The sequence below is a fragment of the Paenibacillus sp. Marseille-P2973 genome, assembly GCF_018101095.1.
Lineage (GTDB): Bacteria > Bacillota > Bacilli > Paenibacillales > Paenibacillaceae > Fontibacillus > Fontibacillus vini.
Genome location: NZ_JAGQEH010000006.1, coordinates 84,610 through 97,563 on the forward strand (window position 1 = coordinate 84,610; position 12,954 = coordinate 97,563).

The following is a 12,954-nucleotide window of genomic DNA, read 5'->3' on the forward strand; positions in this document are numbered from 1 at the left end:
TTGGTTCACTCCTTATCTGAATCAAACCACAGGCCGTTTCCCGGCGGCAGGGATACTTCCTCCGCGTAAGGAAACGGCCAGACGGTCCGTTAATCTTGTGAATGATTAATTGCGTTTAAGAAGACTTACTTACTGTTTTGCTCTACTCCAGAACCCACTTTCAGGCGCAACGCGTTCAGCCGGATAAATCCGGTAGCGTCTCCCTGGTCGTAAGCTTGCGTCGGATCAGCTTCCATGGTCGCGATATCCGGATTGTACAAACTTACCGGGCTCTTGACGCCGGCCGCGATAATATTACCTTTGTACAGCTTCACTCGCACCGTTCCCGTTACGTTCTTTTGGCTCTCGTTGACAAGGGCCTGCAAGGCGAGACGTTCCGGAGCGAACCAGAACCCGTTGTACACGAGCGTGCTGTAACGGGTGATCAGACTGTCGCGAAGGTTCATCACTTCGCGGTCCATCGTGAGCGACTCCATTTTGCGGTGAGCCGTAAACAGAATCGTACCGCCTGGCGTCTCATATACGCCGCGGCTCTTCATGCCGACGAAGCGGTTCTCGACCATGTCTACCCGTCCGATGCCGTGCTTGCCGCCAAGCTCGTTCAGCTTCTCCATAACACGAAGCGGATCAAGCTGCTCGCCGTTCAATGCGACGCAATTGCCTTGCTCAAAAGTCAGCTCCAGGTACTCCGGCTGATCCGGAGCATCTTCCGGCGATGCGCTAAGCAGGAACATCCCTTTGTTTTCCGGTGCAGAAGCATCGAACCAAGGGTCCTCCAACACGCCGCTTTCGTAACTGATATGCAGCAGGTTGCGGTCCATGGAGTAAGGCTTAGCCGCAGAAGCGGTAACCGGAATGCCGTTCTCTTCCGCGTAAGCGATCATTTCAGCGCGGCCCGGGAAACGGTCGCGGAATTCACTCAAACGCCAAGGGGCGATAACGGAGATTTCCGGCGCGATCGCAGCCGCCGCCAACTCAAAACGCACCTGGTCGTTGCCTTTACCCGTAGCGCCGTGGGCAATGGCCGTAGCGCCTTCGGCGCGGGCGATTTCCACCATGCGTTTCGCGATGAGCGGACGGGCAATACTTGTGCCGAGCAGGTATTGTCCTTCATACAGGGCTCCCGATTGGAACATCGGATAGATGAAGTCCTTGGCAAACTCCTCGCGCAGGTCGTCGATGTACACCTTGGAGGCGCCGGTAGCCAGCGCTTTTTCCTCCAGTCCGTCCAGTTCTTCCTTCTGGCCGATATCCGCCGTAAAGGCGATAATTTCAGCGTCATAGGTTTCTTTGAGCCATTTCAGAATAACCGACGTGTCCAGTCCGCCCGAGTACGCCAGTACGATTTTTTCTTTTGCCATAATAATCGAAGCCTCCTAAAAAATTATCCCATTAAAGCTGCCATCAGCGCTTTTTGCGCGTGCAGCCGGTTTTCCGCCTGATCAAAAATAACCGAATGCTTGCCGTCGATGACGCCTTCGCTGACTTCCTCACCGCGGTGTGCCGGCAGGCAGTGCATGAACAAATAGTCCGGTTTCGCGTGTGCGGCCAAGGCTTCATCGACTTGATAGGATGCAAATGCGATTTCGCGCGCCTTTTGCTCCTCTTCAAAGCCCATGCTCGCCCATACGTCCGAATAGATGACGTCGGCATCTTTCACCGCGTCCTTCGGATCGCGGACCACTTCGATGATCGCACCGGTAGACTTAGCGATTTCCTGGGCGCTCGCGACGACTTGCGGATCAGGCTCATAGCCTTCCGGACTCGCCACCGACACATGAACGCCAAGCTTGGCTCCGCCGATCATGAGCGAGTGCGCCATATTGTTGCCATCGCTGACATAGGCCAGCTTCAAGCCCTTCAGGACGCCTTTGTGCTCATAAATGGTTTGGTAATCGGCCAACACCTGGCACGGATGGGCCAGATCGCTCAAACCGTTGATTACGGGAATACTTGCGTATTTGGCCAGATCAACGACTTTATCATGACCGAACGTACGGATCATGATTCCGTCGAGGTAACGCGACATCACGCCAGCCGTATCGGCGATCGTCTCGCCGCGGCCGAGCTGGATATCGTTCTTGCTCAGGAACAGCGCGTGTCCGCCAAGCTGGAACATTCCGACTTCGAAGGACACGCGGGTCCGGGTCGACGATTTTTCAAAAATAAGTCCGATGGTCTTGCCCTTCAGAGGCTGGTAAACCTCTCCGTTCTTCTGCTTGGCCTTGATCTCGATCGCCAAGTCGATCAAATACTGTATCTCTTCCGTTGTATAATCGTCCAGTTCAAGCAGGTCGCGTCCCTTGAGGCCGATGCTTATGCTTGTGTCTTTAGTTGATTCGGTTAGGCTCATTGATTATTATCCTCCTTCGCGGTATGGGCCGCAATCAGAGCCGCAAGCGTATCGACCGCCTGATCGACCTCTTCATGGGTCACCTTCAAATTCGGAAGCAGCCGAATTACGTTCGGACCTGCTGTTACGAACAGCAATTTGTTCTTCTGTCCAGCTGTCACGATATCGCCTACCGGCTCCGCGCATTCAATGCCGATAATCAGCCCGAGTCCGCGAATTTCTTTCACGAACGGGTTATCGGCTAGCGACTCCCGCAGTCGATCACTCAGGTACTTGCCCATCTCGGCCGCCCGTTTCGGAATCTCTTCTTCCTTCATCGTCTCGATCGTCGCCACCACAGCGGAAGCTGAAACCGGGTTGCCGCCAAAGGTCGACGCATGCGTCCCCGGCGTGAAGGCTTCACGAAGGTATTCCTTGGCGAGCATGGCTCCTGCCGGCAGTCCGCTGGCAATTCCTTTAGCCGCCGTGAAAATATCCGGCTCGATCCCGTACTGCTCATGAGCGAACCAGGTTCCCGTCCGGGCCATGCCTGTCTGCACCTCGTCGATGATCAGCAGCAAACCTTCCTGCTTGCACAGTTCAGCCAATTGTTGCACAAATCCGCGATCCACAGGATGCACGCCGCCTTCGGCTTGAACCATCTCCAGCATCACGGCCGCCGTATTCGGTCCGATCGCTGCCTTCAAAGCGTCCATGTCGTGAAGCGGCACGGTCTTGAAGCCTGCAGGGAGCGGAAGGAAGCCGTCCTTCACTTTTTGCTGGCCTGTCGCGGTGAGCGTCGCCAGCGTGCGTCCGTGAAACGACTGTTCGAACGTGATCACTTCGTACCAGTCAGTCCCTTTCACCTTCTGGTGATAGCGGCGGGCCAGCTTGATAGCGGCCTCATTCGCCTCCGCCCCGCTGTTGCAGAAAAACACCGCGTCGGCGCAGCTGATCTCGGTTAGCATACGAGCCGCTTTTTCCTGCTGCGGAATTTGGAACAGGTTGGAGACATGCCAGAGCTCGTCGAGCTGGGCCTTAACCTTCTCCCTAACCTTTTCCGGCGCATGCCCCAAACTGGTCACGGCCAGCCCGCTCATAAAGTCGAGATAGCGGTTGCCTTGATCGTCCCAGACCCAGCTTCCGTGGCCTTTTACCAGGCTGAGCGGATAGCGTGAATATGTAGGAAACAATGCGCTTGCCCCTCCGCGTTCCCCCGTCCCCTCTTGAACTGTGCCGGCAGCCGTCTTATTCTCCTGAAGATCGCTTTGTGCCATCCTTTTCACTCCTATCGGTTAAAATTTAATCTAATTATGAATTGGATCGTTTTGTTTCTTCTGTCGGGTAAGCCCCACTCGCTGGATTGGGTTGGATTGGATTGGGTTGGATTGGGTTAGGTTGGATTCAAGTCCAATTCCATTTCCAAGTCCCATCTCATTGGATATTTCCAATAGATTTAACGAATTCTCGCCATACCTAGCACCCCTATTGGATATTTCCAATGAGTTTCCGCAAAAAGCAGTACAAGCCCCATCTTTGTCCCTATCCTATTGGATATTTCCAATGAAACTCCGCCAAACGGCGTTTGATCGAAATTATAGTTGGAAATATCCAATTACCTATCACCTATCTGAATCAGCTGCAAACCTATCATCAAGCGCATCGGCCGAACTCATTGGAGATTTTCCAACTAACTAGCGATTTATCTGCTTTTCGGACGAAGTCATTGGATAATATCCAATGACTTCCCCAAAAAACTATGAAAGCTGTGCTTTTCCGGCTTTTTCGTTGGATTTTATACAATGAAGAGCCAGTTTCCCTAAAGTTCCTAACGTTTAATTGGATTAAATCCAATCACATTTTCTCGATGCAACGCGATATTCTTCTTTTACTATAACGCATTAAATGAAGGACGTGCCACTACATGCGCACGATTTTTGTGCCGATCGTTTCGCCTGCCAGTACCTTGCGCAAGACGCCGGGCTCGCTGCCGTCCACGATGACGACTTCATTAACTTTGCCGCTGATGCAGGCAATCGCCGCCCGTACCTTAGGGATCATTCCGCCGTAAATCTCACCGGTCTGAATCATGTCTTCGATTTCCTGGACGGTCACCGTTTGAAGTACTCTTTTCTCACCGTTGACCGTTTTTAAGATGCCGGGCACGTCTGTAACCACGATCATCTGCTGAACCCCCAGCACGGAAGCCACCGCTCCCGCAGCGGTGTCGGCATTAATATTGTAACGCTGTCCGTCCGCATCGATGCCGACCGGAGCGATGACCGGCATGAAGCCGAGCTTCACTACGCCTTCGATGAGCGCCGCATTGACGCCGGTTACTTCGCCCACGAGGCCAACTTCGGCTGAGTTTGTCACCGGCTTCGCCTGAATCAGAGCACCATCGACGCCAGACAAACCGACTGCCTTGCCTGACGATTGACCGATCCGGCGAACGATTTTCTTGTTGATGCTGCCCGCCAGTACCATCTCGACTACGTCCAGCACCTCTTCAGAGGTATAACGCAACCCGTTCACGAAATGGGTGTCGATCCCGAGTTTGCCCAAGTTGTCCGAGATAGCCGGTCCGCCGCCATGCACGATCACAGGCTGAGTTCCGTTCTCCTGCAGTTCAGCCAGATCTTTATAAAACGAATCCGGCAATTCCTCCAGTGTGCTTCCTCCACATTTCATGACAAACGTCCGCTTCGCGCCGAGGCCAAGGCCTGCGGCGGACAGCTGGCCGCCTTCCAATACGATTCTCATCTTAACGCTCCTCTCTCCGTCAAATCGGTAGCTATCTTATCCTCTATTATGGTTAAGTGCGGTAAGCCGCATTGATTCTTACATAGTCGTAGGTCAAATCGCATCCCCACGCAGTGGCGCTGCCTTTGCCGTTATGCAGGTCGACATGGATGGTTACCGTGTCGCCCTGCAGGTAGACGAGGGCTGCCTCCTCGTCGAAAGGAATCGGCCGGGAACCGGATAATACGACGATATCGCCAAGCTTGATATCGACGGTTTCCGGGTTCACCGGCTCCCCGGCGCGGCCGACCGCCGCGATGATGCGGCCCCAGTTGGCGTCGGCTCCGAATACGGCCGACTTCACCAGGCTCGAGCCGATCACCGTCTTGGCGATCGCCCGAGCCGATTGTTCGGTGACGGCGCCTTCCACCGTCACCTCGACCAGGCGCGTGGCGCCTTCACCGTCGCGGGCGATTGCCTGCGCGAGCGTCTCGCACACGTGCCGGAATGCGGCCGCGAAGGCCTCCCAGTCGGGATGGCCCGGCGCCAGCGGCCGGTTGTCGGCCAGGCCGCTGGCCATGGCGACCAGCATGTCGTTCGTGCTCGTATCGCCGTCGACCGTGATCATATTGAAGGTCACGTCCGTCGTAGCGCCGAGCAATTGCTGCAGCGCCTGCGGCTCCACAGCGGCGTCGGTCGTCACAAAGGCGAGCATCGTCGCCATGTTCGGATGGATCATGCCGGAGCCTTTGGCGGCCCCGGCGATCAATACTTCACGGTCGTCGACCGCCAGCCGGACGCAGACCTCTTTCTTTACGAGGTCGGTCGTGAGAATCGCCTGGCAGAATTGCTCGGCCCCGTCGTCCTCAGCCGACAGCACAGCCGGCAGACCGGCGATCCCCGTCGAGACCCGGTCCATCGGCAGCAACTCGCCGATGACGCCGGTCGAAGCGACGGCGATGTCGTGCTCAGCCAGCCCGAGGGCGTCTGCCGCGGCGGCCCGCATGGCGTAAGCATCGGCTTCGCCCTGCTTCCCGGTGCAGGCGTTGGCGTTGCCGCTGTTGACGACGACGGCCTGCAGCCGCCCGCCTGACGCGATGCTCTCACGCGTCACTTTCAACGGGGCGGCCTGGAACACGTTCGTCGTATAAACGGCCGCCGCCACCGCCGGCACCTCGCACACGATCGCACCGAGATCGTTGCGCGCCGTTTTTTTCAAGCCGCAGTGCAGCCCTCCTGCCCGAAATCCCTTCGGCGAGGTAATGGAGCCCTCCGGCGCCACGCTAAACAAACTAACTACTCCCATGACCTTCTCCTTTCGTTTTGACGAACAAATCTAGAGGTTGTTCAAAAAGTCATCTTTCCACGACGAAGGGGATCATGAAGCAGATTCGACGTCGAATCTTGAATTCAGTCGGGCCTTCCGTTGCTCACGTACCCATGTACGCTCCGCTACTCAGTCCCTAGCTTCATCCAACCTTCTTGGTCCTGATAACCTGACTTTTTGAACTCACACTTATATAATCATTCGAGGTAGTCAAAAAGCCATCTTTTGATCACGAGGTCTTTCAAGTGGTTGATTCGACATCGAATCTTGCGTTCACCCTCGAAGTCCGGTACTCATGTAGGTTTTGCCTACACTCCGTTCCTCCTTCTTCGGATTCTCGCAACCTTCTCGGTGCTGAAAAGCCGACTTTTTGAACTTGCAATATCAGTTGAATTTATTTCAGTTCATTTTATAATGGCTAATCTATGGATATACCGGACTTAACAAAAGCCCTGTCGTTTCGTCCCAGCCCATCATCAGATTCAAATTCTGAATCGCCTGGCCTGCGGCACCTTTAACTACGTTGTCGATGACGGATACGATGGTCAGCCGCCCGGTCCGCTCATCTACGGCAAAGCCGATATCGCAATAGTTCGAACCGAACACTTCCTTCGTAGCCGGCCACTTCCCGGCTTCACGAACACGTACGAACGGCCGACCCTCATAATAGTGGCGATACAACTCCACAAGCTCCGCCTCGGTGTGGGTCCCAATCAGCCCCGCATACATCGTGGTCATAATCCCCCGGGTCATCGGTACCAGATGGGTCGTAAACGTAACGGTTACCGGTTCGCCGGCAATCTGCGAAAGGCATTGTTCCACCTCGGGAATATGCTGATGCTTATTGACCTTATATACTTTCAGGTTTTCATTGATTTCCGCATAATGGGTCATTAGGCTCGTGCCCCGGCCCGCTCCGGATACCCCTGATTTAGCGTCTATAATAATCGACTTGGGATTGATCCAGCCTGCTTGGAGTGCAGGGATTAAGCCCAGGAGCGTTGCGGTCGGGTAACAGCCTGGATTGGAGATAAACTCCGAACCCTTAACGGCATCGCCGTTCAGCTCAGCTAATCCGTAAATCGCCTGTTCCAACAGTTCAGCGGCGGGAGCTTCATGCTTATACCAGGTTTCGTAAACCGCCCCGTCCTTGATCCGAAAATCTCCCGAGAGATCGATCACTTTAAGTCCGGCTGCCAACAGCTCTGGAACCAGCTTGCCGCTGACGCCCGACGGCGTGGCTGTGAATACAACGTCCGCTTTTTCAGCAATCGCTTGCGGATCAACAGCCTCCAGGTTTTGCAGCACAATTTCGCTCAGATGCGGAAATCCGTCCGTAATCGGTAAACCCGAGCTTGATGACGAGATGACGGATGTGATCTCCACCTCCGGATGCCCCAATAAAAAACGAATCAGCTCCACCCCTCCATATCCGGTGGAACCGACAATAGCGACTTTTAATTTTTCTCCACTCACAAGCTTACCTCTCTTTCCCCTCTTACGGCTCTATAAATTCCGTCTGATGCATTCCTAATTGCAATTACGTATTATTATACATTCACATTTATATATATACAATGAAATAATTTTGATTTATGTCAGCCTTTTTTGATTATATACCAATTAATGGTTTGACGCAGTGATTGTTTAACAACTATTCTGGAAGTATCTGTGCTTTTACATAACTTTAGGAGGTTGGATTACATATGATTTGTATGCAGTGTGGTCAGGTTTATGAGAAAGGAAAATTTTGTGTGAAATGCGGAGTGCCGCTGACTGAGCAATCTGTGCAGGAGGCCCCGGTTGAATCCGCCGCAGCTATGGAAGGCCACATAGGACCGGATTTCACGTCTGCATCGGCATCAGCATCGGCATCGGCGCCCGAGGCGGCTTCGTTTCCGACGATGACACCAGCCAATTCGCCCGCCCCGGCTCCGGCCCCGGCATACATACCAGTTTCTGCACCACCACAGATACAGCCGGCAGCTTCTGCCTCGGCACCACCGGCACATACACCTCAGGAAGTTCCCGCACTGCCTTCCATGGCCAAAGGCTGGGACCAGGTGAAACAGAGCCAATTCGTGCAGCAGGGCTCCCAAATCAGCAAGCAGTTCGGCAATTTTTACATCAAGGCTTTAATGCATCCTTTCATGACGGCCAAAAATGTCGGCAAGCCGCATTTCACGAACGGGCTGCTGACCATTATTTTAACTTCGTTATTGCTTCCGCTGGTCTTTTATATTCCTAACCTGTTGGACGGATATGGCGAATATTTCGGAAAAAGAGTGCTCCGGCCGTTCCTGCTGATCTGGATCGCCTTGATTCTGGCCAGCGCGCTTGCTTTTGCAGCCATCCGGCTCGGACGTATTGCTACCGACTTTATGGCCGTCACCGCAAAGCTCGGAACGATGCTCGTTCCGGCAACGGCGTCCTTGCTGCTCTGCATACTAAGTTTCGTGCTTGAGTTGGGAGACAAATTCAGCCTCTTCCTGTTTATGATTTCTCTGGCCTTGATTTTTGGGTCCATCACCGCAACCGTGCTCAGCTTCCGCAAAGAGAGCATGAATGGACTGGATCCGCTCTACGGAGCCGTCATTGCGAACCTGGCCTTCGGATACATTCTCGTCAAATTTGCAAATTCCAGCTTGGGCTTTGGCTTCGGCGGGTTGTTCTAAATTCACTTTTGGGAGGTTAAGGAATAATCTATGAGTTATTGTATTGAATGCGGAACAAAACTTGAGGCCCAGGTCAAATTCTGTCCGGAATGCGGGGCCCCGGTTGAACAGAAGATCGAACCGGCGAATGCACCGGTAGCGGCAGCACCTACTCCGGTGGTTGAACCGGCAGCAGCAACACCTAGTCAGGTAGTTGAACCGGCAAATATTCCGGCTTACGTACCTGCCCAGTCCCTTCCCGAGCAGGAGGCCAAAATCGAATGGAAGAAAGGAGCAGGCTCCTTCCTGTCCTGGATCAAGCGTCGCAAGTGGATTGTGATCGGGGTGCTTGCCTTCGTTGTTATCCTTGGCGGCCTTTATGCCACCGGTGCCTATCTGACCGACGGAAACCGGCTCATTGCCAAATTTGAAAAAGCTTTGAAAGACGGCGATGCCGAAACCCTCGCGTCGATGCTTCAACCGGGGGAAAAGAGTCTGGTCGTTGACAAGGACAGCGTGAAACCGCTGCTGGATTATCTCAAGGACGACACCTTTAACCGGGCTGCCGTCGCTGAAGATTTGCGGGCCCAGGTCAAATTGTACAAACAGAAAAAAGATGCCATGCTGGCCATGGGAAGCTATGACGATTCCATCGTCAAAGTCAAGAAGACCGGCAAACGGCTCCTTTTTTACAATGATTACGCACTGGTAGTTACGCCTTTTTACCCTTATGTCACTACCACCTATGCCGGAACCAAAATTACGGTAAACGGAAAAGAACTGGTTACCTCCAAAGAGGAATACTACGGAGATAAAGTCGGCCCCGTAATGCCTGGCAAACACACGTTCAAAGCAAAGTACACCGGGGATTACGCCTCCATGGAAGCCGAAAAGACATTAACCTTGAGCGACCCCATTGCTTACTACGACGTGGATCTGGATTTGGACGGCAATTATATACGGATAGCTTCCAACTATGAAGATGCGGCTATTTTTATCGATGGTAAAGATACCGGCCTCACTCATGGGGACTATGCGGACATCGGACCAATTCTTGTAGACGGCAGCAGCGAGGCTTATGTGGAAAAAGAATTCCCTTGGGGCGTTATAAAAAGTGAGGTCTTCCCGATCGACACGGATTATATCCAAGCGGATCTTGAACCGGAAAACGAGGATTTCCGGGAATCGGTTAAATCCGCGACCCAGAGCTTCTTCCAGGAGTTGGCGACTGCACTGAGTTCGCAGGATACTTCAACCGCTTCCCATATGTCGGGTGAAGTTAAGCAGGCCGTAGATTACTTGATTCAGGAAATGCAGGCACAGAATATTGTATATGATGGCAAAGTAAACAAAGTCGTCTTCGATATGAGCAGCATCGAGCTGTTGGAATGGGGCGAGGATTTACGGGCCAATGTCAGCGTTCAAGCTCATTTCAGCCAATCCTTCAGTCTTTCTGAGGATCCGAGTAATTCCGCCTCCGAAGACACCATCTTTAATCAGGCCTGCGAGCTGACGTATAAGGATGGGCAATGGATCGTAACGGACTTCTATGATGAATATTATTTTAATAATGCGGATACCGAAGAATTAATGATGTAAAAAAACAAGGGCGAGACTCCCGGATACGGAGCTCGCCCTTGTTGCTTTTTTATTACTCGGTAGATGGTAGAAGCGTCACGGTGTTCGCTTGAAGCCTTCGCCCAATACTTCATGGGCGTTCGTGATGATGACAAAAGCCGTCGGCTCCAAGGTCTGCACCAGCGTCTTAAGCCGGGTCACTTCGCTCTGGCCGACGACGACCATAAGCACGGTCCGATTATCCCCCGTGTAGCCGCCTTGCGCATTCAGCTTCGTCAGCCCGCGGTCGAGCTCGGATAGCACCGCCTTAGAGATCGCTTCGGTATTATCCGCGATGATATAAGCCACCTTTGTATAATTGAAGCCTAGCTCAATGGCATCGATAATCTTGCCTGTAATGTACAGGCCGATCAGCGCGTACAGCGCTTTTTCAGGTGAAAGAATGAAGCCGGCAAGAGCGATCACCATGCCATCCATAAGCACTACGCATACGGAAAGGCTCAGGCCGCTGTACTTCTGAATAATCTGAGCCAGCGTAGACAATCCGCCGGTAGAGCCTCTGCCCCGGAACACGATGCCCAGACCGAGGCCAACGCCGATCCCGCCATATAAAGAAGCCAGCAGCGGATCTGTAGTCGGCACGGGAAAATCCTTGGTTAAAAAGACAAACAACGGAAGTACCACCGTTCCAAGCAGGGAACGGATCGCGTAATCCCGGCCTAGCAGCATAAATCCCGCAATAAAGAGCGGAATATTCAGAGCCCACTGCGTGTAGGCGGGTTCAATGCCGAACAGCGACTGCGCGATGACGGACAAGCCGGACACCCCGCCGGAAGCGATGTGATTCGGCACCAAAAATAAATTAAAGGCCAACGCGGTGATGAAAGACCCCACGATAATCATCAGGGTGTCGATCGTATGCCGGGCGGGTCCGGTTAATGGAATGTATTCGTTAATTCTGCGTTTGCGGGTTTTCGGCGGCACCGCTTGCCCCTCCTCACTGATCCAAAAAAATTCCCGCACCTTGGCGGATGCGACCGGCACTGGAAGAGATACTTGCTTCCTAGGGGGAAGACAGCGTCCCTTCCTGACCGGACTTCCGCGGTGCAGGAATCGGTTCTATCCTTTTTCTACCGGCTTGCCTAGTGACAAATGCCGGGAGTATTGCATTATTGCGCTTCGCTCTGAATCTGACTCCGCAGGTATCCGTCGATAAAGGCATCGAGATCGCCGTCCATGACGGCGCCAACGTTGCCCGTCTCCACCGAAGTGCGATGGTCCTTGACCATGCTGTACGGGTGGAAGACATAGGAACGGATCTGGCTGCCCCAGGCGATATCGGATTGCTCGCCGCGGATCTCATCCAGCTCCTTCCGCTGCTCCTCGAGCTTGCGCTCGTACAGCTTGGAACGGAGCATCGTCATCGCGCGCTCCCGGTTCTTGATCTGCGAGCGTTCGTTCTGGCACGTCACCACAACGCCCGTCGGCAAGTGCGTAATCCGCACCGCCGAATCCGTGGTGTTAATGTGCTGGCCGCCCGCGCCGCTGGCCCGGTACGTATCGATCTTGAGATCCTCCGTCCGGATATCGACTTCCACGTCCTCCGTAATTTCCGGCACTACGTCGCAGGAGACAAAAGAAGTATGACGGCGGCCGGAAGAGTCGAACGGGGAGATGCGCACCAGGCGGTGCACGCCTTTTTCCGCCTTCAAATAGCCGTATGCATTATACCCTTTGATCAGCAAGGTGACGCTCTTGATCCCCGCTTCGTCGCCCGGCAGATAGTCGAGCGTCTCCACTTTAAAGCCGCGCTTCTCTGCCCAGCGAGTGTACATCCGCAGCAGCATCTGGCCCCAGTCCTGGGACTCGGTGCCGCCGGCGCCCGGATGCAGCTCCAGGATCGCGTTCATCTTATCGTAAGGCTGGTTCAGCAGCAGCTGCAGCTCGAATTCCTCCAGCTTCTTCACCAGCGATGCCACCGATGCGCCGATCTCCGCGGCGAGCGACTCATCGCCCTCTTCCTCGGCCAGCTCCGCCATCATTTCAGCATCGTCGTACTCCTGCTGCAGCGCGCTGTATTGATCCACGGAAGATTTGACGGCGTTGAGCTCGGCAATTAAGCTTTGTGCTTTATCGTTGTCGTCCCAAAAATCGGGAGCCGCCATCTTTTCCTCATAGTTCGCGATCATTTCCTGCTTGAGGTCTAAGTCAAAGAGACCCCCTAAGGTTGGATAATTTCTTGGTTATTTCTCGCATGTCCTGTTTTACGCTCGGATCGATCATGCTGTAATACCACCTTTCTCAAATTAATAATATGCAAG

Annotated in this window: 10 protein-coding genes; 2 read left to right on the forward strand and 8 right to left on the reverse strand. The window is 53.7% G+C overall.

All coding sequences use genetic code 11. The annotated features are described in order from the left end of the window. Window positions 1–125: 125 nt before the first annotated feature. The 6 genes from KB559_RS14300 to argC all read right to left on the reverse strand — a co-directional run bounded on the left by KB559_RS14300 (window position 126) and on the right by argC (window position 7,877). Entirely contained in the window at window positions 126–1,361 is a 1,236-nt protein-coding gene (locus tag KB559_RS14300; RefSeq protein ID WP_211022608.1) for an argininosuccinate synthase, read from the reverse strand. A gap of 23 nt (window positions 1,362–1,384) precedes the next feature. Further along, window positions 1,385–2,353 carry an ornithine carbamoyltransferase gene (gene argF, locus KB559_RS14305; RefSeq protein ID WP_211022609.1) on the reverse strand — a complete coding sequence of 323 codons (969 nt, stop codon included), beginning with the start codon at window positions 2,351–2,353 and terminating at the stop codon, window positions 1,385–1,387. Next, window positions 2,350–3,609: an acetylornithine transaminase gene (locus tag KB559_RS14310; protein WP_211022610.1), complete on the reverse strand. Its 1,260-nt coding sequence runs from the start codon at window positions 3,607–3,609 to the stop codon at window positions 2,350–2,352. The genes argF and KB559_RS14310 overlap by 4 nt, the downstream gene beginning before the upstream one ends. A gap of 643 nt (window positions 3,610–4,252) precedes the next feature. After that, window positions 4,253–5,095 (reverse strand): acetylglutamate kinase, encoded by an 843-nt coding sequence (argB, locus tag KB559_RS14315; protein WP_211022611.1) that lies wholly within the window; start codon window positions 5,093–5,095, stop codon window positions 4,253–4,255. A 52-nt stretch (window positions 5,096–5,147) separates the two neighbouring features. Next, window positions 5,148–6,380, reverse strand: coding sequence for a bifunctional glutamate N-acetyltransferase/amino-acid acetyltransferase ArgJ (gene argJ / locus KB559_RS14320; RefSeq protein ID WP_211022612.1), 1,233 nt, complete (start codon window positions 6,378–6,380; stop codon window positions 5,148–5,150). A gap of 444 nt (window positions 6,381–6,824) precedes the next feature. Beyond that, the gene (gene argC / locus KB559_RS14325; RefSeq protein WP_211022613.1) at window positions 6,825–7,877 is read right to left on the reverse strand and encodes an N-acetyl-gamma-glutamyl-phosphate reductase; all 1,053 of its coding nucleotides are present in this window, start codon (window positions 7,875–7,877) and stop codon (window positions 6,825–6,827) included. 278 nt (window positions 7,878–8,155) lie between these two features. Between argC and KB559_RS14330 the strand changes: the two genes are divergently transcribed. Then, the gene (locus KB559_RS14330; protein WP_211022614.1) at window positions 8,156–9,076 is read left to right on the forward strand and encodes a hypothetical protein; all 921 of its coding nucleotides are present in this window, start codon (window positions 8,156–8,158) and stop codon (window positions 9,074–9,076) included. Window positions 9,077–9,106: 30 nt separating this feature from the next. Then, window positions 9,107–10,654 carry a zinc ribbon domain-containing protein gene (locus tag KB559_RS14335; RefSeq protein ID WP_211022615.1) on the forward strand — a complete coding sequence of 516 codons (1,548 nt, stop codon included), beginning with the start codon at window positions 9,107–9,109 and terminating at the stop codon, window positions 10,652–10,654. A 75-nt stretch (window positions 10,655–10,729) separates the two neighbouring features. Here KB559_RS14335 and KB559_RS14340 read toward each other — a convergent pair whose 3' ends face one another. Continuing rightward, window positions 10,730–11,617, reverse strand: a complete 888-nt coding sequence (locus tag KB559_RS14340) for a YitT family protein (protein WP_211022616.1) — start codon at window positions 11,615–11,617, stop codon at window positions 10,730–10,732. A gap of 185 nt (window positions 11,618–11,802) precedes the next feature. Then, window positions 11,803–12,916 (reverse strand): peptide chain release factor 2 gene (gene prfB / locus KB559_RS14345; RefSeq protein ID WP_211022617.1). Its coding sequence is split into 2 segments (ribosomal slippage): window positions 11,803–12,843 and window positions 12,845–12,916, totalling 1,113 coding nucleotides; the frame shifts between segments, so codons are not numbered across the junction. Window positions 12,917–12,954: the final 38 nt, after the last annotated feature.